At 70.4% G+C, this 22,773-nt stretch carries 26 protein-coding genes; 15 read left to right on the top strand and 11 right to left on the bottom strand.

Annotated elements, in window-relative coordinates:
* Positions 1-134 precede the first annotated feature (134 nt).
* From D187_RS05915 to D187_RS05895, 5 genes are all read left to right on the top strand, one after another.
* Positions 135-698, top strand: coding sequence for a hypothetical protein (locus tag D187_RS05915; protein ID WP_002621402.1), 564 nt, complete (start codon positions 135-137; stop codon positions 696-698).
* A complete protein-coding gene (locus D187_RS05910; protein WP_002621401.1) occupies positions 695-1,447 on the top strand; it encodes a hypothetical protein in 753 nt (250 codons plus the stop codon). Before D187_RS05915 ends, D187_RS05910 begins: the two co-directional genes overlap by 4 nt.
* A gap of 13 nt (positions 1,448-1,460) precedes the next feature.
* Entirely contained in the window at positions 1,461-1,793 is a 333-nt protein-coding gene (locus D187_RS54740) for a hypothetical protein (RefSeq protein ID WP_155893190.1), read from the top strand.
* A gap of 105 nt (positions 1,794-1,898) precedes the next feature.
* A complete protein-coding gene (locus tag D187_RS05900; protein WP_002621397.1) occupies positions 1,899-2,648 on the top strand; it encodes a hypothetical protein in 750 nt (249 codons plus the stop codon).
* 152 nt (positions 2,649-2,800) lie between these two features.
* Positions 2,801-3,094, top strand: coding sequence for a hypothetical protein (locus tag D187_RS05895; protein ID WP_002621396.1), 294 nt, complete (start codon positions 2,801-2,803; stop codon positions 3,092-3,094).
* A 3-nt stretch (positions 3,095-3,097) separates the two neighbouring features.
* On the opposite strand, the gene D187_RS05890 is transcribed toward D187_RS05895, so the two are convergent.
* The 5 genes from D187_RS05890 to D187_RS05870 all read right to left on the bottom strand — a co-directional run bounded on the left by D187_RS05890 (position 3,098) and on the right by D187_RS05870 (position 8,532).
* Positions 3,098-4,612 carry a M16 family metallopeptidase gene (locus D187_RS05890; RefSeq protein ID WP_002621395.1) on the bottom strand — a complete coding sequence of 505 codons (1,515 nt, stop codon included), beginning with the start codon at positions 4,610-4,612 and terminating at the stop codon, positions 3,098-3,100.
* Positions 4,612-6,012, bottom strand: coding sequence for a M16 family metallopeptidase (locus tag D187_RS05885; RefSeq protein WP_002621394.1), 1,401 nt, complete (start codon positions 6,010-6,012; stop codon positions 4,612-4,614). The genes D187_RS05890 and D187_RS05885 overlap by 1 nt, the downstream gene beginning before the upstream one ends.
* 90 nt (positions 6,013-6,102) lie before the next feature.
* Positions 6,103-7,431 carry a sensor histidine kinase gene (locus tag D187_RS05880; RefSeq protein ID WP_002621393.1) on the bottom strand — a complete coding sequence of 443 codons (1,329 nt, stop codon included), beginning with the start codon at positions 7,429-7,431 and terminating at the stop codon, positions 6,103-6,105.
* An 85-nt stretch (positions 7,432-7,516) separates the two neighbouring features.
* A complete protein-coding gene (locus tag D187_RS05875) occupies positions 7,517-8,239 on the bottom strand; it encodes a class I SAM-dependent methyltransferase (RefSeq protein WP_002621392.1) in 723 nt (240 codons plus the stop codon).
* Between the two features lie 71 nt (positions 8,240-8,310).
* The gene (locus D187_RS05870; RefSeq protein WP_002621391.1) at positions 8,311-8,532 is read right to left on the bottom strand and encodes a hypothetical protein; all 222 of its coding nucleotides are present in this window, start codon (positions 8,530-8,532) and stop codon (positions 8,311-8,313) included.
* Between the two features lie 219 nt (positions 8,533-8,751).
* On the opposite strand from D187_RS05870, the gene D187_RS05865 reads away from it, so the two are divergent.
* Positions 8,752-9,267, top strand: a complete 516-nt coding sequence (locus D187_RS05865; protein WP_002621390.1) for a secretin N-terminal domain-containing protein — start codon at positions 8,752-8,754, stop codon at positions 9,265-9,267.
* Between the two features lie 8 nt (positions 9,268-9,275).
* Here the strand turns inward: D187_RS05865 and D187_RS54735 are convergent, their stop codons facing one another.
* The 3 genes from D187_RS54735 to dnaA all read right to left on the bottom strand — a co-directional run bounded on the left by D187_RS54735 (position 9,276) and on the right by dnaA (position 12,144).
* On the bottom strand, positions 9,276-9,902 hold the full coding sequence (locus D187_RS54735) for an NAD(P)-dependent oxidoreductase (RefSeq protein WP_002621389.1): 627 nt from the start codon (positions 9,900-9,902) through the stop codon (positions 9,276-9,278).
* A gap of 200 nt (positions 9,903-10,102) precedes the next feature.
* Positions 10,103-10,687: a hypothetical protein gene (locus tag D187_RS54730; protein WP_002621388.1), complete on the bottom strand. Its 585-nt coding sequence runs from the start codon at positions 10,685-10,687 to the stop codon at positions 10,103-10,105.
* 101 nt (positions 10,688-10,788) lie between these two features.
* Complete coding sequence (dnaA, locus tag D187_RS05850; RefSeq protein ID WP_002621387.1) at positions 10,789-12,144, bottom strand: chromosomal replication initiator protein DnaA; 1,356 nt, start codon at positions 12,142-12,144, stop codon at positions 10,789-10,791.
* 358 nt (positions 12,145-12,502) lie between these two features.
* Here dnaA and rpmH point away from each other — a divergent pair, with 358 nt between their 5' ends.
* From rpmH to D187_RS05810, 8 genes are all read left to right on the top strand, one after another.
* Entirely contained in the window at positions 12,503-12,655 is a 153-nt protein-coding gene (gene rpmH, locus D187_RS05845) for a 50S ribosomal protein L34 (protein ID WP_002621386.1), read from the top strand.
* A gap of 13 nt (positions 12,656-12,668) precedes the next feature.
* Entirely contained in the window at positions 12,669-13,073 is a 405-nt protein-coding gene (gene rnpA / locus D187_RS05840) for a ribonuclease P protein component (RefSeq protein WP_002621385.1), read from the top strand.
* A complete protein-coding gene (yidD, locus tag D187_RS05835) occupies positions 13,070-13,288 on the top strand; it encodes a membrane protein insertion efficiency factor YidD (protein WP_002621384.1) in 219 nt (72 codons plus the stop codon). Before rnpA ends, yidD begins: the two co-directional genes overlap by 4 nt.
* Before the next feature lie 13 nt (positions 13,289-13,301).
* On the top strand, positions 13,302-15,110 hold the full coding sequence (gene yidC, locus D187_RS05830) for a membrane protein insertase YidC (protein ID WP_002621383.1): 1,809 nt from the start codon (positions 13,302-13,304) through the stop codon (positions 15,108-15,110).
* Entirely contained in the window at positions 15,107-15,901 is a 795-nt protein-coding gene (locus tag D187_RS05825; RefSeq protein ID WP_002621382.1) for a KH domain-containing protein, read from the top strand. The genes yidC and D187_RS05825 overlap by 4 nt, the downstream gene beginning before the upstream one ends.
* A gap of 39 nt (positions 15,902-15,940) precedes the next feature.
* Positions 15,941-16,171 (top strand): hypothetical protein, encoded by a 231-nt coding sequence (locus D187_RS05820; protein WP_002621381.1) that lies wholly within the window; start codon positions 15,941-15,943, stop codon positions 16,169-16,171.
* Positions 16,172-16,209: 38 nt separating this feature from the next.
* Positions 16,210-17,550 (top strand): tRNA modification GTPase, encoded by a 1,341-nt coding sequence (locus D187_RS05815; protein ID WP_002621380.1) that lies wholly within the window; start codon positions 16,210-16,212, stop codon positions 17,548-17,550.
* A gap of 106 nt (positions 17,551-17,656) precedes the next feature.
* Positions 17,657-18,247 (top strand): Uma2 family endonuclease, encoded by a 591-nt coding sequence (locus D187_RS05810; RefSeq protein WP_043428517.1) that lies wholly within the window; start codon positions 17,657-17,659, stop codon positions 18,245-18,247.
* Between the two features lie 54 nt (positions 18,248-18,301).
* On the opposite strand, the gene sppA is transcribed toward D187_RS05810, so the two are convergent.
* Entirely contained in the window at positions 18,302-20,092 is a 1,791-nt protein-coding gene (gene sppA / locus D187_RS05805; RefSeq protein ID WP_002621378.1) for a signal peptide peptidase SppA, read from the bottom strand.
* Between the two features lie 220 nt (positions 20,093-20,312).
* Here sppA and D187_RS05800 point away from each other — a divergent pair, with 220 nt between their 5' ends.
* Positions 20,313-21,224: an alpha/beta fold hydrolase gene (locus D187_RS05800; RefSeq protein ID WP_002621377.1), complete on the top strand. Its 912-nt coding sequence runs from the start codon at positions 20,313-20,315 to the stop codon at positions 21,222-21,224.
* Positions 21,225-21,310: 86 nt separating this feature from the next.
* Here the strand turns inward: D187_RS05800 and D187_RS05795 are convergent, their stop codons facing one another.
* Together D187_RS05795 and D187_RS05790 are read right to left on the bottom strand one after the other, a co-directional pair.
* Complete coding sequence (locus D187_RS05795; protein ID WP_002621376.1) at positions 21,311-21,796, bottom strand: hypothetical protein; 486 nt, start codon at positions 21,794-21,796, stop codon at positions 21,311-21,313.
* A gap of 336 nt (positions 21,797-22,132) precedes the next feature.
* Positions 22,133-22,765: a hypothetical protein gene (locus tag D187_RS05790; RefSeq protein ID WP_002621375.1), complete on the bottom strand. Its 633-nt coding sequence runs from the start codon at positions 22,763-22,765 to the stop codon at positions 22,133-22,135.
* Positions 22,766-22,773: the final 8 nt, after the last annotated feature.

Below are 22,773 nucleotides of genomic sequence, written 5' to 3'. Positions count from 1 at the left end.
GGCTCAGGCCACGTACCCGGAGTCAGCGGGGCCCTCGGTGTCACCTGACTTTTCCATCCTGGTGGGAGGGGTGTGACGTACGAGGTGTGTCGGGTTCTTGAATTACAGTTTTACTGGGAGTAACCTGGATTTCCATGAACTTCCTGCGTGGCTGTCTGGCCATGTTCCTGCTGGTGGGCCTCTCCGGGACGGCGAGGGCGGCGGCTCCTGTTGCCGAGGTGGTGGCCACGCAGGTGCTGGCGGCCGACTCGCTGCGCGCCCACACCTTCAGCCTGCTGGCGCGCGGTCAGGTGACGGAGGCCATCGACTACTGGGTGCTGACCACGGGCAAGGATGCACCGGCCTGGTTGTTGGCGATGCGCACGTCGTTCGAGGCGGGCAAGCAGGTGGCGGGCGCGTGCCAAAGCGTTGCCCAGAACATCCACACGGCCTTCACCCAGTTGGGCGGCAAGCCCGAGCTCGTGCAACTGACGACCCAGCCCCGGGAGAAGGTTCCCTACATCACGTTCAAATTGATGAACGGCCAGGATGTGAACCTGTCCCGCAATGGCTATCACGTCCTGGTACGGATGCAGGGCCGTGCCTATGACGCCTATACGGGCGCTGCCGGAATGCCCTGGGCGGAGTACATGCGCAGGTTGGGAGCGCGCTCGGAGATCGCCGAGGAGGTCATCGAGACCGTGGTGGGGGTACCATGAGTGAGTCATCTGCCTCCTCCACCGGGCTCAAACCCGTGGTGCCCTCGCTGGATGTGCTGCTGCGCATCCGTCAGGACATGGAGGTGCGTCCCACCGGCCCCTATCGGTACATCGGCATGCCCGATGTCGACTGGGTGAACTGTTTCGATAATGGTTACAGTGAGTGCATACGCTCCCTCGGCGTGGACGAGGGGCCGGACCTGTTGTTCGGTACCTGGTTGCGTGACATCAAACATGCATGGCCGGGAGAGGGTTGGGAGACCGCCTACCTGCGCGAATGTGGCGGCGATCAGACGCGCGCGCTGCGCAAGTACCTGGATTATGTCGCGGAGTTCCGCTCGCTCTCCCCTGAGACCCTGGCTTCACTTCCCTGGCACGATCCGAAGCTCACGCAACTCGCCACCAGTACGCCCCGTCTGACGCCCACGCGGATGCCCTCATCAACCACGTTGGACCTCCTCCTGGAGATCCGCCGGGAGATTGGCGACACCGAGGGACGGTTGGGGCTGTTCATCGGCCCCATCACGGTGCGGCGCATGGAGGGCTTCATCGCCGGTTACCGCCTGTGCCTTGGCCTCGTGGGGGCGCGGGACGAGGAGTACGTGCGCTTCGAGCGCTGGCTCCAGGACGAGAAGGGCGTGCCCACGGGCCAGGAGTGGGCCCAGCCCTTCCTCGCCGCTTGTCAGGGAGACCATGAGCAGGCCATTCGCCGACTGCTCGGCTTCGCCGCCGAGTTCCGCTCGGCCTGAGCGCTCCATTTCCATGAACTTCCTGCGTGGCTGTCTGGCCCTGTTCCTGCTGGTGGGCCTCTGCGGGACGGCGGGCGCGGCGGCTCCTGTTGCCGAGGTGGTGGCCACGCAGGTGCTGGCGGCCGACTCCCTGCGCGCCCACACCTTCAGCCTGCTGGCGCGCGGCCAGGTGACGGAGGCCATCGACTACTACCCAGTTGGGCGGCAAGCCCGAGTTCGTGCAGCTGACGACCGACAATCGAGACAGGCTCGGATACATGATGTTCAAGCTGGCGAACGGAAAGGAAGCGAGTATCAGCCACACGGGCTACCACGTGTTGGTCCGGATGCAGGGCCGCGCCTATGACGCCTATACGGGTGCCTCCGGAATGCCCTGGGCGGAGTATTTGAGTCGGTTGGGGACGCACTCGGCCGTTACCGAGAAGGTCGTCGAGACCGCAGCGAGGGTGCCATGAATCCATCCACTTCTTCTCCCACGGGATTGAAGCCCGCGGTGCCTCTGCTGGAACTGCTGCTGCGCATCCGTGAGGACATGGAAGCGCGCCTGGTGGGTCCCTACCGGTACATCGGGATGCCCGATGTCGATTGGGTGAACTGCTTCAGAGGTGGTTACGGAGCGTGTCTTCATTCAATGGATGTAGACGAGGGGCCGGACCTGCTGTTCGGCACCTGGTTCCGTGACATCAAACGCGCGTGGCCGGCGGAGGGGTGGGAGTCTGTCTATCTGAGCGAATGCGGCGGAGATCAGACGCGCGCGCTGCGCAAGTTCCTGGACTACGTCGCGGAGTTCCGGGCGCTCTCCCCCGAGGCGCTGGCCGCGCTTCCCTGGAACGATCCGGAGTGCGATCAACTCGCCACCAGCACGCCTCGCCTGACGCCCGCGCGGATGCCCGCGACCACCTTGGATTTCCTCATGGAGATCCGTCAGAGGATCGGCGACAGCGTAGGGCGGTTGTTCATGTTCATTGGCCCCATCACGGTGCGGCGCATGGAAGGCCTCATCGCGGGCTACCGCCTGTGCCTCGGACTCGTGGGGGCCCGGGACGAGGAGTACGTCCGGTTCGAGCGCTGGCTCCAGGACGAGAAGGGCGTGCCCGTGGGACAGGAGTGGGCCCAGCCCTTCCTCGCCGCTTGTCAGGGAGACCATGAGCAGGCCATTCGCCGGCTGCTCGGGTACGCCGCCGAGTTCCGCTCGGCCTGAGCGCTGCTCGCGGGAGGCCTCGCGCCCGCCGTGCTCCAGAAGCGGGCGGACGGGCGGGCCCTCTTCCGGCTCCGGGTAGCCGTGGGGCGAGGGTCCGCCCCACATTGACGGATGCGCGCAACCCCGCGCGTCCGCATCCGAGGAGCCTTCCCATGGCCGGCAACGAGAAGCCGAGGAAGTACAGCCCCGTGCACCCGCACGAGAACCCGAGCAACAAGCCTCTCTTCGCCAAGGATCGCGTGGAGCGGGGCCTGGAGGCCGATGACACCCGGCCCCTCTACGCCGCCGACTCCACCCATGACTCGCAAGAGCAGAAGTTCTTCCTCGACGGCGACGGGGAGCAGGATCTCTCCGACATCCGCACCCCCATCTCCGAGGCCGACGAGGAACTCCGCCGGCGCCACGTCCGCACCGAGTCCGAGGAAGACGAGGCGGACGCGCGCTGAGCGTCAGGGCTTGGGGGCCGGTGCCTTCGCCGGCTCCCGCGCCACCAGCTTGCCGAGCCCCAGCGGCTCCACCTGCTGCTGGATGACCTCGGGGTCTCCCACCAGGACGATCTGCATGGCGTCCGGGCCCAGGTAGGCCTCGGCCACACGCTGCACCTCGGCGGGCGTGGCCTTCTCCAGGCCCGCCACCGTGCGCGCGTACTCGTCCAGGGGACGCCGGCGCAGGAAGAGCTCCGAGGCGCTCGCGCCCAGGCCCTCCACCGACTCGAAGCTGCCGGGGAACGCGCGGATGAGGCCCTCGCGCGCCGGCTCCAGCTCCCGCGGGGTGATGGGGCGCTCGCGCAGGCCCTGGAGCTCGTTGACGAACTCGGTGACCGCCGCGCCCGTCACGTCCGCGCGCACCGACGAGGACGCCGTCAGCGGCCCCACGCCCAGCCGCGCGTCCGAGCCCGAGTTGGCCCCGTAGCTGTACCCCTTGTCCTCGCGCAGGTTCATGTTCAGCCGGCTGCCGAAGAAGCCGCCGAACACCGTGGTGGCCAGGTCCAGCGCGGACTCGTCCCCGTGCCCCGCGGCGATGCCCGGCCGGCCCATCAGGACGATCGTCTGATCCAACCCCTTCTTGGGCACGAACACCACCTGGCCGCGCGCGGGCGTGGGGGGCGCGGGCGGCACCGGGGGCAGCACCGCCTTGCCCTTCCAGTCGCCGAAGGACTTCTTCGCCAGCGCCACCGCCTGCTCCAGCGTGATGTCGCCCGTCATCACCAGCGCCGTGGTGCGCGGGCCCACGTTCTTCTCGTAGAAGGCCTTCACGTCGCGCACCGTCACGCTCCCCACCGTCTCCGGCAGGCCGCTGGTCGGGTGCCCATAGGGGTGCGCCGCGCCGAACACCACGTCCAGGAACGTGCGCTGCGCGAGGAAGCCCGGACTGCCCAGGGCGCGCACCAGCTCGGCCAGCTGCAGCTTCTGGCGCCGCTCGAAGTCCTTGGGCGCGAACGTGGGCTGGCGCACCACCTGGGTGATGAGCGCCAGCGCCGCCTCGGTGTTGCGCTGGAGCACCCGCACGCCCAGGATGGCCCCGTCCGAGCCGACGCTCACCGAGGGCGACACGCCCAGGTTCTGGAAGGCCTGGTCCAGGGCGAGCGTGTCCTTCCCGGCCGCCCCCTCCAGCATCATCTTGTAGGTGAGATCCGCCAGTCCCCACTTGCCCTGGGGGTCGCTCGCGCTGCCCGCGGCGAAGGCGGTGCCCACGTACACGAGCGGCAGCTCCTTGCGCGTGCTCACCAGCACGGTGAGCCCGTTGTCCAGCACCGCCTGCTCGAAGCGGGGCAGCACCAGCTCGGGCGCGGGGCCGGCGGTGGGGGGTTGATCCCGGAAGGCCTCGGGGTCCGTGGAGGGCGTGGCGGGGGCCTGGGGGCCGGGGGCCGTGGAGGGCGTGGGCTCGGGCGTGGGCTGGGGCGCCGAGCGGCACGCCGCGGCGAGCAGCGCCAGGGTGGAGACGGCGAGGAACAGGCGGCGCATCACGGCTTCTCCTTCGAGGGGGCGGGGGACGGGCTCGGCGTCGAGGGCACGGCGTGCAGCACCACGCGCGCGCCGGGCTGGAGCGTGTCGCGGGCGAAGTCGCGCACGCGCTCGGGCGTCACCGCGTCGTAGCGCTCCAGGTCGTGCACCAGGAAGCCCGGGTCCCCGCGGAAGTGGTTGTAGCTCTGCAGCGTGTCGGCCTTGCCGCCAAAGCCCCCCACCGACTGGAGCCCGGCGAGCATCTGTGTCTCGAAGCGCGTGCGCGCCTGGTCGAGCTCCGCGGACGTCGGGCCCACGCGGCGCATCTCCTCGAGCACCGCGTCCATCTCCTTGACGAGCGCGTCGCTGGACACGCCGGGCCGGGCCACCGCCTCCACGGTGAAGACGGACTGGGCGCCGAGGCTCTGCTGGGAGGCGCTCACGCTCTGGGCGAGCCCCTTGTCCACCACGAGCCGCTTGTAGAGCCGGCTGGACTTGCCCGTGCCGAGCACGTTGCCGAGCATGTCCGCGATGGCATCGCCCTCGCTCAGGTACGGCGGGGTGTGCCAGCCCATCATCACCAGGGGCAGCGTGCCGATCTTCTCGTCGTGGCGCACGAGCTTCTCCCCGGTGAGCTTCACCGGGGCCACCTCGGGGCGCGAGGGCTTGGGGGTGCTGGGCAGCGTGGCGAAGTACTTCTCGATGAGGGCGCGGGCCTGTTGGGGCTCGAAGTCACCCACCACGGCGAGCGTGGCGTTGGCGGGGGCGTACCACTTGCGGAAGAAGGCCTTCACGTCCTCCACGGTGGCGGCGTTCAGGTCCGCCATCGAGCCGATGACCTTGCCGTGGTAGGGGTGGGGCGCGGGGAAGAGCGTCTGCCAGAACTTCTCCTGGGCGATGCCGTAGGGGCGCGTCTCCACGCCCTGGCGGCGCTCGTTCTTCACCACCTCCTGCTGGGTGCGCAGCTTCTTCTCGTCGAGCGCGTCGAGCAAGAAGCCCATCCGGTCGCTCTCCAGCCACAGCGCGGTGGCCAGCTGGTTGCTCGGCACGGTCTCGAAGTAGTTGGTGCGATCGAAGTTGGTGGTGCCGTTCAAGTCCGTGCCGCCGAGCTGCTCGAGCAGCGCGATGTGCACGTCATCCGGCACGTGCTTGGAGCCCTGGAACATCATGTGCTCGAAGAGGTGGGCGAAGCCGGTGCGGCCCGGCTGCTCGTCGTAGGCGCCCACGTGGTACCAGACGTTGACGGCGACCACGGGCAGCTTGGGGTCGCGCGCGAGCAGCACCTCCAGGCCGTTGGGCAGCGCGTACTTGTCGTAGGGGATGGAGAGTGCCTCGCGTCCGGGCTGGAGCGGCTTCGCCTCTTGTTGGGCGAAGGCCGGAAGGCCAAGGGCGAGGGCGGTGGCGGCGATGAACGCTTTCATGCGAGCGGGGCCCTCCTCGGGGGTGAGAGGGCCCCCGCTTAGCACGTGCCCTCGCGGGGACGGAGCGCGGAAAGTCGCCGCGTCCTTGGCTCAACTCCCGGGTGACGGGGCCGCCGGGTGCACGGGCAACTCCAGGCGCAGCCGGGCGCCGCCCTCGGGCCGGTTCTCGGCCACGAGCGTGCCGCCGAAGCGCTCCACCAGCTCGCGCGACAGGGCCAGCCCGAGCCCCGTGCCCTTGTCGGGCCCCTTGGTGGTGAAGAAGGACTCGAAGAGGCGGGGCATCACCTCGGGGGGAAAGCCCGGGCCGTTGTCCTCCACCAGCAGCGCCACGCGCGCGCCCTCGGTCACGCCCGTGACACGCACCTCGCCGCCACGCACCCGCGCTTCCTCCAGCGCGTCACCCGCGTTGACGAGCAGGTTGAGCACCACCTGCGCCAGGCGCCGGCGGATGGCGAAGACGCCGGGCAGCCCCGGGGGCAGCGCCACCGTCAGCCGCGCCACGTTCTTGAGCCGCACGCCCGCCAGCCGCGCCGCGTCCGTCACCACGTCCGACAGCGTGCACTCGGTCGGCTCCTCCATGTCCACGTGCGAGAAGCCCCGCAGGTCCAGGACGATCTGCCGGATGCGCTCCACGCCCTGGCGCGTCTCCTCGAACACCTCGCTCAGCTCCGCGTGCGTCTCCCCGGGCAGCGACTGGCGCAGCACCTCGGTGCGCAGGAACTCCAGGTTGGAGCGCACGAAGGCCAGCGGGTTGTTGATTTCATGCACCACGCCCGCCGCGAGCCTGCCCACCGTGGCCAGCTTCTCCGTCTGGGCGCGCTGGCGCTCGGCCAGCGCGAGCTTCTCCAGGCTCTCGCGGCGGGCGCGCTCCAGCCGCACGGCGTGCTCGGCCTCCTGTGCCTTGCGGTACTGCGCCGCGCCATACACGCCGAAGAACGTGGCCGAGCCCGTGAGCAGGGCCCAGCCGAGCGCCGCCATGGGCTGGCCCTGGGCGAGCAACATCAGCACCGTGCCCAGGGTGCAGACGATGCCACCGAGCAGGGCGGGCCTCCCGTCGCGCGGCTGGATGAGCGCGATGATGAGCGGCATGCTGGGCAGCAGGTGGAGGTAGGGGCTGCGCTCGTTGCCGGTGAAGTGGATGAGGGCGAGGAAGCAGCAGCAGGCGGCGACGCTGTTGGCGTTGGCGAGCCGCTGCTCCCAGCGCGGGCCCAGTGCCTGGTACAGCACCGTGTACAGCAGCATCTGCGCGGACCAGAGCAGCCGCACCCCCAGGGCCGTGGGGCTCCAGTGGCCCAGGGCGAGCCAGTCCAGGGGGTGGAGCAGCGGGATGACCGCGGCGAACACCGCGATCGTCCGTTTGCGCCGCCGCCACGTCTCCGGATTCGTGCTCACCTCGGACGAGGGGGACGGGGATGTCATGGACGGGGTACGGCTCCAGCAGGCATGGAACTCCAGGATGATAGGATGTCCTGGTCAGACCTGCACGGACCGCCCCCGGTCCAGGTCATGCCCGGGTGGCGACCACCACGCACAGTCCGGCCCGGGCATAACGCTCGGGCAGGGTGTCGCGGTGCACCGCCACGTGGAAGCCCCGCGCCTCCAGGAGCGAGCGGGCGCGTGGCAGCAGGAAGGTGAGGTAGTACATGACGAAGGGAGGCCGCCAGAGCGCGTTGCGCACGTGCATGGCGGCATTGAAGGCGCGGGCCATCCAGTAGCCCGGGCGCCAGGGCGAGGGCCGATCCGCGGTGACGAAGAGGAAGCGGCCCCCCGGGCGCAAGGCGCGGTGGATGCCCTCCACCAGACGGGGCTCGTCGCGCTCGAGGATGTGGCCGAAGGCCCCGAAGCTCGTCACCAGGTCGAACGCCTCGTGCCAGGGCAGCGCCAGGGCGTCGCCGCGCACCAGCTCCACGCGGGCCTCGCCGGGCGCGTGCTCCACGTGGCGCCGGGCCTCGTCGAGCATGCCCTGGCTCACGTCCACGCCCACCACGTCCTGGCGGCACAGGGGGCGCAGGTGGCGCAGGGCGGCTCCCGTGCCGCAGCACACGTCCAGGGCCCGGTCCACGCTCCGGGGGCCTCCGGCCAGGGCGAAGCTCGCCGTCAGCACGTCCTCGGGCGTGCGAAAGGGCGTGTAGTCGAACTTCGGGGCGAGCAAGTCATAGCCCCGCTCCACGGACTGCAAGCCTTGGTGGATCAACTCTCCGAAACCGGGTCCCTTGGGATGGAACATGCCCTGATGTGAGCCGATGTCGCGGCCCGATGCATCACTCAATGCAGCGTCGATGCAGCGTCAATGCAGCGTCAATGCATCATTGGAGAGGGCTCATCCCGGGGCATGCCGGGGGAGCGGTCCGCTTCCGCCCGGGCCTCGAAGGCGTTGCAGCCGCAGTCCCCGGCCACCATCAGGTCGAAGTCCTCCAGCTCCGGCTGCCGGCATTGGGCGATCTCCCCGCCGCTCGGGTGCGTGCTCTGGCTGTTGAAGTAACGGCAATCCTTGCAGTGGCCTGAGTCGTGGTTCGCCATGGGTGTACCCTCGTGGGCGGGGAAGCCTCCCCGTGAGAGATGGGGGCGCGCGGGGCCCGTCACAAGGCCGCCCCGGGGCACACTTCCCCGGGCTCCTCCTGGACGGCCGCTGTGCCCTCCTGCGTTCGAGGGGGACGGGGGGTGGGGAATGCCGGGGCCCTCGTGCCTGTCCGCCAGGAAGGGCGCTACACTGGGCCGCCCTTCCCCTGGAGGCCCTTCATGCGCTCTTCCCGCGCCGTGTGTCTCGCGCTGGCCCTCACCACCCTGCCCGTCCAGGCGCGCGAGCCGGGTCGGACCCGGCGTGTCTCGCTCGACGTGGTGCGGGCTCCGGTGGAGGAGGTGCTGCGGGGGCTCGCGGAGATGGGCGGGCTGAACCTGGTGCTCTCCGAGGAGGTGGGGGGCACGGTGACGCTCACGCTGCGCGACGTGCCGTGGACGCAGGCGTTCCAGGGGGTGCTGGTGTCCCAGGGGCTGGGCATGGAGCGCAAGGGCAACATCCTGCGCGTGGCGCCCCTGCGGGTGCTCCAGGAGGAGGCCGAGGCGCGGGCGCGGCTCGCCCAGGCGCGCAAGGACGAGGGCCCGTTGCGCACCTGGTTGCTTCCGGTGAGCCATGCGCGGGCGGCGGAACTGCTGCCCCAGGTCCAGGCGCTGTTGTCGCCCCGGGGGCGGGTGAGCGTGGATGCGCGCACCAACACGCTCATCGTCACGGACGTGGAGGCGCCCGTGCTGCCGTAGGCCGGGGCTCAGTCGCCGACGATGCCCAGGCGCACCCGGTGGTACTCGGTGCCGGTGGCCACCTTGAGGGTGAAGTCCGCCACGTCCTCGGCGTAGACCTGCCGGCCGCCGGTGGGCAGGGCTTCCACGGCGACGCGGTACTTGCCCGTCTTCAGGCCGCTGGGCATGACGGGCGGACACACCACCACCCAGTCCAGCTCGCTCTCCTGGAGGGCCTGCAGCGCGCCGCGGTGATCCTCGAAGGCGTGGCGCAGGAAGGGGGGAAGGCCGTGCTCGCCGGTGAGGCCGCCGGCCGCGTGGGGTAGCAGTCCCGCGGCGCCCACCGAGACGAGCCGCTGGACGCCCTCGGCCTTCATGGCCGCGAGGATGGCGCGCGTGGCGTGCGTCACGACCGAGACGGGGTGGGTGGCGTCGCGGGCGCCGATCGCGCTCACCACGACGTCCGAGCCGCGCAGGGCCTCGGCGACGGTGGTGCCATCCTCCATGCTGCCCTTCTTGACGAGGAGCTTGCCGTGCTTGATGCCCAGGCGCTTGGGATCCCGGACGTACGCCGTCACCTCGTGCCCCTGCCCCACCGCGTCGTGCACCAGGGTGTGCCCGACGCGTCCCGTCGCTCCAAAGACCGTCAACCGCATGGGTGTTGCTCCTCCGGAACCCTCCCGAGTGCAGGCGCGAAGTCCCCCGCGGAGTCTCCGATGCACGGGAGTTGCCGGGAACCCGCGGCGGGCGGGTGCTGGCCCCCGGTATAGCGAACCCGGTGCCAGCTTGTCCCGGGGGTGTGCGGGGGGAGGGAGCGTCCCGGATGGGCGACGGGTCCTCCCCGACCGCGGACGTCTCAGGTGGTGAGAGGGGGCTGCCCGTGGGGGGCGTACTCCCGCCCGAGCAGGGCGCTCAGCTTGCGCTGCTCCTGCTGGACCCCGTCCAGGCGCTGGTCGAGCTGCCGCAAGCCCAGGTTGGTAAGCTGGATGCCCTGCTCCAGCATCTCCAACCGGGTGTTGTGGTGGTCGAACTTCTCGGAGACCTCGACCCGGAACGCGTTCATCTCCCGATGGAAGGTCTGGCGCCAATCGGTATCCCGCGCTGCTGCCTCCTCGCGCAGGCGTTGGAGGTCCGCGGACAGTTGCCGGTCGCGCTGCTTGCTGGCGGCGGCTTCCTGGGTCACCCGGCAGGTCAGATCCAGCAACTGCTTCGTCTGGGCCTCCAGCTTCTCTTCCAGGCCATTCTGGCGCATTTCCAGCCGTTCCTGGCGCAGCTCCAATCGCTCCTGGCGCAATTCCAGGCGCTCCATGCGCTGCTCCAGGTGCTGAATGCCCTGCTCCAGGCGCCCGAAGCCCTGCCCCATCAACGCGAGAATCCGCTGCTCACCTGGCGTGAGAGCCGGATCATCCTTCACCGTGGACATCGAATTGCACTGATCCATCGACGCACTCCTCTCGTGGAGACCGCGCGCTCAAGATGACTCATCAGGTCACCCGCAGTCAACCCACTCGAAAGGTAAGGAAAGGGAGTGCGTCGGGCCGCCTACTCGCCGACGAGCTTCGCCTCGAGCTCATCCAGCTCGCGCTTCACGCCGAGGTCCGACTCGCGCAGCTTCTCCACCTTGCGCACCGCGGAGATGACGGTGGAGTGGTCCTTGCTGAAGCGCGCGCCGATCTCCGGGAACGAGGCCTTGGTCAGCTTGCGGCTCAAGTACATGGCCACCTGGCGCGCGTGCGCGAGCGCCTTGTGGCGCCGGTCCTCCTTGAGGGCCTCGGCGGGCACCTTGTAGTAGCGCGCGACCTCCTTCTGGATGGTCTCCACGTCCACCACGTGGCGCGTGGGCAGCACGTCCTTGAGCACGTGCGCCGCGAAGTCCACCGTCACCGGCTGGCGGCTCAGCGAGTGGATGGCGCTCACCTTCACCAGCGCCCCCTCCAGCTCGCGCACGTTCTTCTGGATGGCCCGGGCGATGAAGTGCGCCACCTCGTCCGGCAGGTCCAGGCCCTCGAGCACCGCCTTCTTCTGGAGGATGGCCACGCGCGTCTCGAAGGTGGGCTCTTGGATGTCCGTGATGAGCCCCATGCTGAAGCGGCTGCGCAGCCGCTCCTCGAGCCCCGGCACCTCCGCGGGCACCATGTCGCTCGTCAGGATGATGGCCTTGCCCAGCTCGTGCAGCGTGTTGAAGGTGTGGAAGAACTCGCGCTGCGTCTCTTCCTTCCTCCCGAGGAACTGCACGTCGTCGATGAGCAGCACGTCGCACTCGTCGCGGAACTTGCGCCGGAACTCCGGCATGCGCTGCTCGCGCACGCTCTCGATGAACTCGTTGGTGAACTGCTCGCTCGACAGGTACACCACGCGCTGGCTCGGGTCGCGCTCCCAGATTTTGTTGCCGATGGCGTGCAACAGGTGCGTCTTGCCCAGGCCCGTGCCGCCGTAGATGTAGAGCGGGTTGTAGGCGCGCCCCGGGCTGTCGCTCACCGCCGCGGCGGCCGCCGCCGCGAGCTGGTTGCTGTCGGCCACCACGAACGTCTGGAAGGTGAAGCGCGCGTTCATGCGCGGGGGCCGGGCGCCCTCGGGCTTCTGCGAGGACGGCGGGGGCTGGAGGTTGGGCGCCGGGGCCAGGCCCGGCACCACCTCGTAGGCGAGCTCCATCGGCCGGTCCGCCACCCGCGCGAGCGTGGACTCGAGCAGCGGCCGGTAGTGGTCGTCCAGCCAGTCCCGGTAGAAGCGGTCCGGCACGCCCATCACCAGGGTGTCCTCGCGCACCTCCAGGGGCCGCATCCGGCCAATCCACCCGAGCGCGTACTCGAGCTTGTCCTGGCGGAGGCAGTCCAACATCCTCTCCCAGAGGATCTCGGCACTTGAGGTGGCGGGCAGGGGGCGGGCGAGCGCGTTCACGGAAGGGCTCCAGGCCACCGGCGGAGCGCCGGGTGGGAGTCCCGGGTGCTAACACGCACCCCCGAGCGATCAAGTTCACGGCCCCAAACCCAAGGGTTTCGCGCCTTTAGGTCCCCCCTTCTGATCGCAACCCGCCTTCCCTCCGCCATGCGGCGAACGTTCCCCGCCCGGGAGGCGCCTTCCCTCACTGGGGGTGGGGGTTCGTCAGGGGGGTAGCGGGCGACCCTGGTGGGGGGGCGGGAGGTGATCCGACGTTGACTTGGGTGGGAGATCGGGTTACGAGCGCCGCCTTCCTCCGTCTCATTGGATCAGGCGTGCGCCTCCGGGGTGTGCGCCACAGCATCCCAGGAGTCCAGCCGTGTCCAAGCGCACCTACCAGCCGTCGAAGATCAAGCGCAACCGTACCCACGGGTTCCGCAAGCGTAACTCCACCCGCGCGGGCCAGGACGTGCTCAGCCGCCGCCGCGCCAAGGGCCGCAAGCGCCTGGTCGTGTCCGCTTACAAGAAGTAGTCGGGACGCTCGCGTGAAGGCCGAGGGCCAGGCGCCATCTCGCGACGAGCGCTTTCCCAAGGCCCTCCGCCTGCTCAAGCGGCGCGAGTTCCTCGAGGTCCAGGAGAAGGGGCAGAAAGTGCCCGTGGAGTGTCTCCTGGGGCTCGTGAGGCCCAATGGTCGGCCCCATTGCCGCGTGGGCCTCACCATCTCCAGCAAGGTGGGCAACGCGGTGGAGCGTGCCCGCTTGCGGCGGCTGCTGCGCGAGTGTTTCCGCAAGCGCCACGGGCAATGGCCGCCGGGTGTGGACGTTGTACTGGTGGTGCGTCAGTCCGCCAAGGATGCCCCCTTCCCCGTCGTGTCGCGCGCGTTCGACGGCATCACCCGCAAGCTGCAGCGGCTCTTCCCGTCCGTGCCCCGGGAGTCTCCTCCTCGATGAGCCCGCTCGCTTTCCTCCTCGCGCTGCCCATCCGCTTCTACCGTCGGTGGATTTCCCGCTGGCTGCCCCCGGCGTGCCGCTTCCACCCTTCCTGCTCCGCGTATGCCCTGGAGGCGCTGCAGAAGCACGGCGCCCTCCGCGGCCTGCGCCTCATCACCTGGCGCCTCTTGCGCTGCCAGCCCTTCCATCCGGGCGGCTTCGACCCGGTGCCCTGACCGCTCCCTGCCTATGAACGACCTGGATCCGCTCTCGCCCAACTCCGCCGATTCCCAGCGGCGACTGCTGGTGGCGCTCGCGCTCGCGATGGTGCTTACCTACGCCTTCACCACCTTCTTCTCGCCCAAGCCGCCCGAGGAGGGCGCCGCGGACGCGGGTGCGCAGGTGACCGAGGTCTCCGACGGAGGCACCCCGGCCGTCACGCCCCCGGCTCCCGGCACCCCGCCCTCCCCGGGCACCGTCGAGGGTGCTGGCGCCGTGGCCGAGGCCCCCGCCCCGCCCGTGCGCACGGTGGATCTGCACCGCACGGAGACGAAGTACGCGTTCTCCACCGAGGGCGCTGGCCTCACCGCGGCGGTGCTCCAGGGCGTGAAGATGCGCGAGCAGCAGCACCTGGGCGTCGCCGAGGGCTACAAGCTGCTCTTCGGCGGAGAGGTGCCGCCGCCGCCGCAGATGAACCTGGCGCAGCCGGTGCCCGGCCAGCCCCTGCCGCTCGCCGTCTCCATCGACGGCCCCACTCCCCTGTCGGCCAACGCCCGCTACGCGGTGGACGAGTCGGTGGCGGCCGAGCGCGGCGCCACCTTCACCGCGCGCCAGGGGCCGTGGGAAGTCGTCAAGAGCGTGCAGTGGCCCCAGCAGGGCTTCGAGCTCGTCTACACCGTGCAGGTGAAGAACACCTCGGCCCAGCCGCTCACCGGTGAGTTCAAGGTGCACTACGGCCGCGCCATCGATCCGGCCAACGAGCACGCCCCGTCCTTCTTCGGCGGCATGGGCAACCTGAGCCACGCCTCGTGCCACGTGGGCGAGGAGAAGCACAAGCTCGCGGCCGAGGACAAGCAGCCCGAGCCCGAGACGCTGCGCGGCCCCGTGCACTTCTTCGGCATCGATCAGCAGTACTTCCTCTCCGCGCTCTACCCGCTGGAGGGCTCGCTGCAGGGCCGCTGCGAGCTGGTGGCCACCGCCCAGGCGCGCGCCGTCGTGGCCGCCTTCCCCCTCACCGCCGCCCCCGGCCAGACGGTGACGTTCCGCTTCGGCGGCTACATGGGCCCGAAGGATCCGGACTTCCTCGCCGTGGTGCCCGGCCCCGAGCTGCGCGCCGCCGCGAGCCTCCCCGCGAGCGCCTACTCCCCGCCGCTCGGCGAGACGATCGACTACGGCATCTGGGCCGTCATCGCCAAGCTGCTCGTGAGCATCATGAAGTTCTTCCACAACCTCACGGGCAACTGGGGCGTGGCCATCATCCTGCTCACCGTGCTCGTCAAGACGCTGCTGCTGCCCCTCACCCACAAGTCCATGGTGAGCATGGAGGCCATGAAGAAGCTGCAGCCGCGCGTCGAGGAGCTGCGCAAGAAGTACGCGGACGACCGCGAGCGGCAGAACATGGAGATGATGAAGCTCTACTCGGAGGCCAAGGTGAGTCCGCTCGGCGGCTGCCTCCCCATGCTCATCCAGATGCCCGTGTGGATCGCCCTCTTCACCGCCCTGCGCAACAGCTACGACATCTACCAGGAGCCCTTCTTCGGCCCGGTGTGGCGCGACCTCACCTACAAGGATCCCACCTACCTGCTGCCCATCGCCCTGGGCGTGAGCATGATCATCACCCAGAAGCTCCAGCCGCAGATGGGTGACCCGGCCCAGGCCCGGTTGATGACCTGGTTCCTCCCCATCATCTTCACCGCCACCCTCTTCAACTACCCGGCGGGCCTCGCCCTCTACATCTTCACCAACAACCTCCTGTCGATCGCCCAGCAGTACGGGCTGCGCAAGTGGCTCGAGCGAGGACAGGCCGCCACCGCCACCGCCGGAGGCAAGAGCAAGTGAGCGACAGCCAGCCCTCCACCACCCCGTCCTCCGCGCCGGGCGCCGACCTGCGCCCGCGCGTGGAGCGCCTGCTCTCCGACATCCTCGGCCTCATGGGCTTTCCCGCCCGGCTCGACTTCAAGGAGGCCAGCGACGGCAGCCTCGCCGTCGCCCTGCACTTCCAGTCCGGTCCTCCTCCGGGCGTGGAGATCGGCAAGCGCAGCCAGGTGATGGACTCGCTCCAGTTCCTCCTCAACAAGATGCTCCACCGCCCGGGCACCGAGCGCCGCTTCGTGCTCCTGGGCGCCGGTGTCCACCCGGAGCCCCGCGGCGAGCGCGCCAAACGCGAGCCCGCTCCCGCCGCCGCTCCGGCCCCCGCCGCTGCTCCGGCGCCTCGGGCCCCGGCCCCTGCTCCGGCCCGCCCCGCCAAGGCCGCCGCCCCCGCCCAGGCCAAGGCCACCCCGGCTCAGGGCAAGGCCGCCGCGCCCGCCCAGGCCAAGGCCGCCCCGGCGCGCGCCGTGGAGAGCGATGAGCGCTCGCTGGAGGTGGCCGAGGAGCCCGCCCTGCGCGCGGCCGCCCGGGCGCTCGCCGAGAAGTCGTCCTCCCTGGGCCGGGTCTACGCCCTCGTTACAATGAAACAGGAGGACCGCGCGCGCGTCCTCAAGGCCGTGAGTGACGTGCCGGGGCTCAAGGTCGCCTGCGAGGGCGAGGGCCGCAACCGGCGCGTCGTGTTCACGCCGGACAAGGCCGCGCCGCTGCCCAAGCGGAGCATCCTGCCGGCGGATGATGACGAGGATGATCTCGAGGGGTGACACCTCCCCTCGCGGTGCAACTGACTGAAAGGGGAGCAGATGGGCAAGGCCAAGTCGCTCAAGGACAAGCTGTACGGCGCGGCCGTGCTGAAGATGAGCTTCCGGCTCCGGGGTGACGAGGAGTCCCCCGCCTTCAAGTTCGTGTACCCCGGCGTGCTCCGGGACTTGGAACTGGAGGACGACGCCGTGGAGCGCTACATCGTCGACAACCGCGAGGCCGTGGAGCGCGCCGCTCGCGGGGCCTCACCCGCGCCCGGACCGCGCACCTGATTGGGTGACGGCGGGGCGCGCCGGACGCGCACCGACGCATGACTCCTTCCGCCACCCTCGCCGCGCTCGCCACCGCCCCCACCGCCGGGGCCGTGGGCATCCTCCGGCTCTCCGGCCCCGCCTCTCTCGAGGTGGGCCGGCTGCTCGCCCCCGGCGTCCCCGCCGCCCCCACGCCCCGCCACGCCTACCTCGCTTCCTTCGTGGACGCGGACGGCGCCGTGCTCGACGAGGGGCTCTTCCTCTACTTCCGCGCGCCCCACTCCTTCACCGGCGAGGACGTCGTCGAGCTGCAGGCCCATGGCGGCCCGCGCCTGTTGCGGCTCTTGCTCGCGCGCGCCCTCGCCCACCCCGCGGTGCGGCCCGCCGGGCCCGGGGAGTTCACCCGGCGCGCCTTCCTCCACGGCCGCATGGATTTGACCCGCGCCGAGGCCGTGGCGGATCTGGTGGCCGCGGACTCGGAGGCGGCCGTGCGCGCCGCCGCGGCGGGACTCGCCGGAGCGCTGGCCACCCGGGTGCGCGCGCTGGAAGAGCCCCTGCGCGCGCTGCACGCGGACCTCGAGGGCGTGCTCGACTTCCCCGAGGAGGCCGAGGGCGCGGACGCGGACGTGGAGCCCCGGCTCGCTGGCTTGCGCGCCGAGGCCGAGGCGCTGCTCGCCGAGGCGGGACGGGGACGGCTCGTGCGCCGGGGCGCGCGCGTGGCGCTCTACGGGCCCGTCAACGCGGGCAAGTCCACGCTCTTCAACCGGCTCGTCGGCGAGGCGCGCGCGCTCGTGGACGAGGAGCCGGGCACCACGCGCGACGTGCTCGAGGCGCGGCTCGAGTGGGAGGGCCTGGGCGTCACGCTGCTGGACACCGCGGGCCTGCGCGAGGCGCCGGGGCGCGTGGAGGCGCTGGGCATCGCCCGCACCCGCGAGGTGCTCGCCACGGTGGACCTGGCCGTGCTGGTGCTGCCCCCCGGCGAGGACGCGCGCGCGGCGCGGCGCTGGGAGCAGGACGCCGGGGCCACGCCCGTCTTGCGCGTGGCGGGCAAGTGCGACGTGCGCGCGGGCGGGCCGCGTGGCGCGGAGGACGACGGCGCGCTGGCCGTCAGTGGCCTCACCGGCGAGGGCGTGGAGGCCCTGCGCGCGGGGCTGCTCTCGCGGCTGTGGGGGGCAGGCGCTCCCGGCGCCGTCGCGCTCGTCTCCGAGCGTCACGCGGACGCCCTGCGGCGCGCGGCCGAGGCCCTGGGGCGCGCGGGGGAAGCGCTGCGCGTGTCCACGCTCGAGGCCGTGTCCGGCGAGGTGGGGCTCGCCCTGGAAGCGCTCGGCGAGGTGTCCGGCACCCACGTCTCCGAGGCCCTGCTCGACGCCATCTTCCAGCGCTTCTGCATCGGCAAGTGACGCCGGGGTAACGCCCGCTCCCCTGGTGGGGAGGCATGTCAGACCCGTCCTTAAAGTGCTCTTCCCGGAGCGGCCCTTCAGGCCATGGGAGGACAGGGTGATTTCGATGTGCAACAGCCAGGCGGCGGCGTATTCGGCCCTCGGGGCCATGCCCACGGGGTGGGTGGGGGAGATCCTCGACGAGGAACTGGTGGCGTCGCCTCGGCCTTCCGACATCCAGGCGCGCGCCGCCTTCATGTTGGGCGTGGAACTCGGGGAGAGTCTGGTGCCGCGGCGCTCGGGCGCGGGGCGCTGGTGCCTCTTGCGCGCGCCGGAGCTGCGCCTGGGGCGGGACGTGCTGGTGCCGGACCTGGCCGGCTGGCGCGCGGAGCGGCTCGCCGAGGCCGCCGTGCCCGAGGAGCCCTTCCTGCGTCTGGCGCCGGACTGGGTGTGCGAGGTGCTCGGCCCCGACTCGGTGGTGTTGGACAGGACGCGCAAGCTGCCCATCTACGCGCGCGCGGGCGTGTCGCAGGTGTGGCTGGTGGACCCCATCGCCCGCACGCTGGAGTGCTTCCAGCGCGTCAAGCGCGGCTGGCTCCTGGTGAGCACCCACGTGGGCGCGGCCATCGTCCGCGCGGAGCCCTTCTCCGGACTCGCGCTGGAGCTGTCCACGCTCTGGTGGCCGCCCGCCGAGCCCGTGCTGGAGCTGGTGCGCTGAAGGGGGGCGCCGCCGGGGCGCGGGGGGGTGCTCCGGCGGCTCGTTCCCCGGGCCCTACCAGGTGGTGTCCGGCACCGGCGCGGCGAGCACGTGCTGGCGCTCCTCGACGAGGCCGAGCCTCACCGCGAGCCGGTACAGGGCCTGGGTGCGGGCGAGCACGGGCCGCAGCGGCGCCGCCACGCTCCCTCCCGCCTCCACGTCGTCGCTGTTGTCCCCGCGGCGCTCGCCGAGCAGATCCGCCAGCACCTCCGCGGTGCCCTTCTCCTTGGGGAAGAGCTCCACCCGCACCTCGCCCTCCAGCTTCGCCGCCTCCTTGGCGAGCCGCAGCGCGACGGGGAAGCCGCCCAGCTCGTCCACCAGGCCCTTCTCCCGGGCGTCCTCGCCGGACCAGACGCGGCCGCGGGCCACCTCGCGCAGCTTCTCCACCGGCAGCTTGCGGCCCGCGGCCGCCTTCGCCGTGAAGTCCTCGTACACCCTGTCGAGCGACGCCTCGTTCTTGGCGTGCTGCTCCGGGGTGAACTCGAGCGAGCTGCTGTACATGGTGGCGTTCTTCCCCACGCCGAGCGGCTCCCAGCTCACGCCCAGCTTCGCCCACAGCTCCGCCGTCACCATCTTCCCGCCGTACACGCCGATGCTGCCGGTGAGCGTGCCCGGCTGGGCGACGATTCTGTCCGCGTCCATGGCGATGAAGTAGCCGCCGCTGGCCGCGTACGTGCCCATGGAGACGATGACGGGCTTGCCCTTCTCGCGCGCGCGCTGCACCTCGCGGCGCACCGTGTCGCTCGCCACGTAGCTGCCCCCGGGGCTGTCCACCCGGAAGAGGATGGCGCGCACGCGCTCGTCCTCCACCGCCTTGCGCAGCGCCGCCGCCACCGTCTCTCCCCCCAGGGTGTCCTCGCCGGACATGGGGTTGGACTCGCTGCGCCCGCGGGAAATGGTGCCCGCCCCGTAGACGAGCGCCACCACCGGCCCCTTCGTGTGCGGCCGCCCCGCGCGCTCGAGGTACTTCTCCAGGTACAGCCGCTTCACGCCCTCGCCCGCCGTGTCCTTCACCTTCGCGAGCACCTCGTCCCGGTAGAGCAGCCCGTCCACCAGCTTGAGCTCCAGCGCCCGCGCGCCCGTGAGCGGCGCCTCGTCCAGGGCGGCGCGCACCTGCTCGGGCGTCAGGCCCCGCGCCTCGGACACGCCCCGCAGCATCTGCTCGAAGATGCTCGTGAGGTAGCGCGTGGACTCCTCGCGGTGCGGCTCGGTGTACGTCTGCTCGGTGAAGGTGTTGACGGCGGCCTTGTACTCGTGGCGCTTGCCCATCTGCGGCTTGACGCCGAGCTTCACCAGCGCGTCGCGCGCGAAGGGCGTCTCCTGCCCCACCCCCGTCACCGACACGTCCCCCGAGGGCTGCACGTAGACGGCGTCGAACGCCGAGGCCAGGTAGTAGGTGCCCGTGGCGCTCGTGCCCTCGCCGAAGGTGTCCGCGTACGCCCACGCCTTCTTGCCCCGCGAGCGGAATGCCTTCACCGCGTCACGCAACTCCTGCACCACGGCTGTACTGCCCGCGGGCCCCTCCAGCCGCACCAGCAGGCCCTTGACGCGCCCGTCCTCCCCCGCGCGCTCCAGGGCATCCACCACGTCGCGCACCGTGGGCGCGTGCTCGCCGAAGGCGCTCGTGAGCGAGGCCTCTGGCACGTGCTCGCGCAGGGGCTCGGAGATGTCCAGCTCCAGCACCACGCTGTCCGGCACGCCCGGCCGGTGCGACGCCGCGAGGTACGCGAGCCCCACGATGGCCGCGACGAAGAGCAGGCTGATGCCGCCCACCACGGCGAGTGAACCGATGAAGAAGCGTTTCATGCGCGAGGACTCCTGACACGGACGAAGGGGTCTGGCTTACCACGCTCGCGAGCCCCGTGCCCGGCGCTCCCCCGGGGGGATGGTTGTTCACCCGTGGACGCTCGAAGCGAGCGCCCGCCTCCTTCCGGCCGCCGGAAACGCACCGAGGGGTCTTCATCGTTTGGCCTGATGACTATTCCTTCTGGCGTTCAAGACCTCGCAGTCCCGGACCGAAGCCACCATGGATTCCCCCACACCCTTCCTCGCGCTCCCGTCATCCTCGCGCTCCACGCCGATGGGCGTGGACAGCCCCTTCCCCGAGTCCATCACCCGCCGGGTGCATACCGTGCGCGGGGGGGGAGGCGTGGCGCTGCGCGTGCACGACGCGGGAGACCTCCATGGCCCGCCGTTGCTGTTCATCCATGGCTTTTCCCAGTGTCACCGCGCGTGGCGGCGGCAGCTGCACAGCGCCCTGGGGCTGGGCTTCCGGCTGGTGGCGTTGGATTTGAGGGGGCATGGGGACTCGGACAAGCCGCGCGGGGCGTATGGGGAGGGGCGGCTGTGGGCCGACGACATCCAGGCGGTCATCACCGGGCTCGGGCTGGACAACCCGCTCCTGGTGGCGTGGAGCTACGGCGGCATGGTTGTCTGTGATTACCTGCGCCACTACGGCGAGCAGCACGTGGCGGGGGTGAACTTCGTGTCCGCCATGGTGAAGATTGGCACGGAGGAGGCCTTCGGCCTGCTCGCGCCCCAGATGCTCTCGCTCATCCCCGGGCTGTTCACGCCCGAGGAGTCGCTGTGCCACGCCGCGCTGGAGCGCTTCGTGTCGCTGTTGCACCACGAGGAGGTGTCGCAGGAGACGCGGCGCCTGGAGCTCGCGTACACCGAGGGGGTGCCGGCCCACGTGCGCGAGGCGCTCGGCTCGCGCTCGGTGGACAACGACGACGTGCTGCGGCGGCTGTCGGTGCCGGTGCTCGTGTCGCATGGGCAGGAGGATCGCGTGGTGCTGCCCGCCTCGGGCTGGCACATCGCCTCGGTGGTGCCGCACGCCCAGGTGTCGATTTTCGGGGGCATCGGCCACTCGCCCTTCTGGGAGGATGCCCGGCGCTTCAACCGCGAGCTCGCCGCGTTCGCCGCGCGCTGCTGGTAGCGCGGGGGCGGCGAGGGAGCGTCAGGCGAGGCCCACCAGGGCTCGCGGGGAGGAATGAGCAGCCGGAAGGACGGAGGGCCGGGACGTCATCGAGGAGGGGGCGGTGACACGCGGGAAACCTTCTTCGCGTGCGAGATGGACTCCAGATGTTCCTCGCGCAGGGGGCGCTCCCGGCGGAGTCGGCGCACCCTTCGCTCCGTGTCCTCCAACATGGCCCAGGCCTCACGAGCCCGCCGAGGAAACAGGTCCAGTGTCTGCACGTAGAGGCAGGTGACGTGGACGCGCATCCCCAGATCGCGGAAGCCGAGATTCTGGATACGACGAAGCCACCGACCGAACTCCTTCCACGGCATGCCGAATCCGAAGGCCTCGGTGAGGAGGGTCTTCGCGATGATGCGCTGCACCGCGAGGCGATGGGCTGGAGTCTTTGCCTTTCGCAGCCAGCGTTTCTCCAGCTTCAGGAGTTCGCGCCTGCATTGCTCGTAGGGCGCATCTGACTTCATGAATTCCATGAAGAGGAGATCGATCTCCTCACCGAACGTCGTGGCGCGCTCCTGGCGTGGGGTCTCCATGATCAGGCTCCAGGACAGGGCTTGTCGTTGGCTTGCCACGGCCAGAAGCCGTGACGCATACATGCCTCGTAACAGGCTTTACACTGCGTTTCCTTCCAGACCCGGCCATCATGTGTCAGCCGGAGTACTCGTGCTCTCTGCCGGCTTTGGCGTTGGTTGGCTCGTGCTCAGTCACGTCGCGGTGAGCGTCGCGGAGAAAACGCTCCCCAAATTGCGCGCCCCATCTCCTCCTGAAGGAAAGAGCGAAGGGAGAAGAGGAGCATCCTCCGCATCCTTCCCCCGAGATGCCGGATAGGTTGCCACCGTGCTCGACGTTGGGGCGGCGGCTCGGGTGCGTCAGAAGAGGATGCAGTCGAACTGCTGGATGACGGCCTGGAGTGCTTCCGGGGTGATGTCGAAGTACTTCGCCTGGGAGGGGGCGTGGAACGTGAGGGCCCGGGTGTCCGCAGGGTAGTTGGCGAGGTCGTCGATGATGATGCGGCCGAAACGTCCGGGCCAGATGGCGCTCCTGAGCGCGCGGCTGTTGCCAATGGGGTCCAGGATGGTGAAGCAGGGCCACTTGGGAAAGCGCAGCGTGGAGGGATCACACCCCATGATGCGGCAGCCGTCCATGCGGGCCTCGGAGAAATCACAGTCCTCGATGAAGCCATGCTGATACCACGGCAGGCTCATGTATTCAGGCCAATGGCCGAAGTCACACCCTGTCAGCCGACCCTTGAACCGGCAGCCCTTGAGGGACGCGGCCACCCAGCTCTGGTAATTCTTCAACTCCTGTTTCACCTCGAAAGTGCAGTCGATGAGGCGGGGCTGCTTGAGGCTCAGGCGCCGAGCGGGCACCTTCAGCACGAGAGTACAATTCCTCAGCGTCAGGTTGGGGCCGAGGATGTAGTTGGCCTTGGTGTCCGTCAACTCCAACCGCTCGTTTTCGATTTCCTGGTCTTTGAAGACGACGTTACCGAGCGCATCCATCGCCGCTC

This window comes from Cystobacter fuscus DSM 2262 (assembly GCF_000335475.2).
GTDB lineage: Bacteria > Myxococcota > Myxococcia > Myxococcales > Myxococcaceae > Cystobacter > Cystobacter fuscus.
This window is presented reverse-complemented; position numbering and strand designations above follow the sequence as displayed.

Coding starts and splice junctions, on each gene's coding strand:
- D187_RS05870 (WP_002621391.1), bottom strand. CDS start 8,532: ATGGCGAACCACGACTCAGGCCACTGCAAGGATTGCCGTTACTTCAAC.
- D187_RS54735 (WP_002621389.1), bottom strand. CDS start 9,902: ATGCGGTTGACGGTCTTTGGAGCGACGGGACGCGTCGGGCACACCCTG.
- D187_RS05790 (WP_002621375.1), bottom strand. CDS start 22,765: ATGGATGCGCTCGGTAACGTCGTCTTCAAAGACCAGGAAATCGAAAAC.
- yidD (WP_002621384.1), top strand. CDS start 13,070: ATGAGCCCGCTCGCTTTCCTCCTCGCGCTGCCCATCCGCTTCTACCGT.
- yidC (WP_002621383.1), top strand. CDS start 13,302: ATGAACGACCTGGATCCGCTCTCGCCCAACTCCGCCGATTCCCAGCGG.
- D187_RS05820 (WP_002621381.1), top strand. CDS start 15,941: ATGGGCAAGGCCAAGTCGCTCAAGGACAAGCTGTACGGCGCGGCCGTG.
- D187_RS05875 (WP_002621392.1), bottom strand. CDS start 8,239: ATGTTCCATCCCAAGGGACCCGGTTTCGGAGAGTTGATCCACCAAGGC.
- D187_RS05880 (WP_002621393.1), bottom strand. CDS start 7,431: ATGACATCCCCGTCCCCCTCGTCCGAGGTGAGCACGAATCCGGAGACG.
- D187_RS05895 (WP_002621396.1), top strand. CDS start 2,801: ATGGCCGGCAACGAGAAGCCGAGGAAGTACAGCCCCGTGCACCCGCAC.
- D187_RS05910 (WP_002621401.1), top strand. CDS start 695: ATGAGTGAGTCATCTGCCTCCTCCACCGGGCTCAAACCCGTGGTGCCC.
- D187_RS05800 (WP_002621377.1), top strand. CDS start 20,313: ATGGATTCCCCCACACCCTTCCTCGCGCTCCCGTCATCCTCGCGCTCC.
- D187_RS05795 (WP_002621376.1), bottom strand. CDS start 21,796: ATGGAGACCCCACGCCAGGAGCGCGCCACGACGTTCGGTGAGGAGATC.
- D187_RS05810 (WP_043428517.1), top strand. CDS start 17,657: ATGTGCAACAGCCAGGCGGCGGCGTATTCGGCCCTCGGGGCCATGCCC.
- D187_RS05885 (WP_002621394.1), bottom strand. CDS start 6,012: ATGAAAGCGTTCATCGCCGCCACCGCCCTCGCCCTTGGCCTTCCGGCC.
- D187_RS05865 (WP_002621390.1), top strand. CDS start 8,752: ATGCGCTCTTCCCGCGCCGTGTGTCTCGCGCTGGCCCTCACCACCCTG.
- D187_RS05900 (WP_002621397.1), top strand. CDS start 1,899: ATGAATCCATCCACTTCTTCTCCCACGGGATTGAAGCCCGCGGTGCCT.
- D187_RS54730 (WP_002621388.1), bottom strand. CDS start 10,687: ATGGATCAGTGCAATTCGATGTCCACGGTGAAGGATGATCCGGCTCTC.
- sppA (WP_002621378.1), bottom strand. CDS start 20,092: ATGAAACGCTTCTTCATCGGTTCACTCGCCGTGGTGGGCGGCATCAGC.
- D187_RS05890 (WP_002621395.1), bottom strand. CDS start 4,612: ATGCGCCGCCTGTTCCTCGCCGTCTCCACCCTGGCGCTGCTCGCCGCG.
- D187_RS54740 (WP_155893190.1), top strand. CDS start 1,461: ATGAACTTCCTGCGTGGCTGTCTGGCCCTGTTCCTGCTGGTGGGCCTC.
- D187_RS05815 (WP_002621380.1), top strand. CDS start 16,210: ATGACTCCTTCCGCCACCCTCGCCGCGCTCGCCACCGCCCCCACCGCC.
- D187_RS05915 (WP_002621402.1), top strand. CDS start 135: ATGAACTTCCTGCGTGGCTGTCTGGCCATGTTCCTGCTGGTGGGCCTC.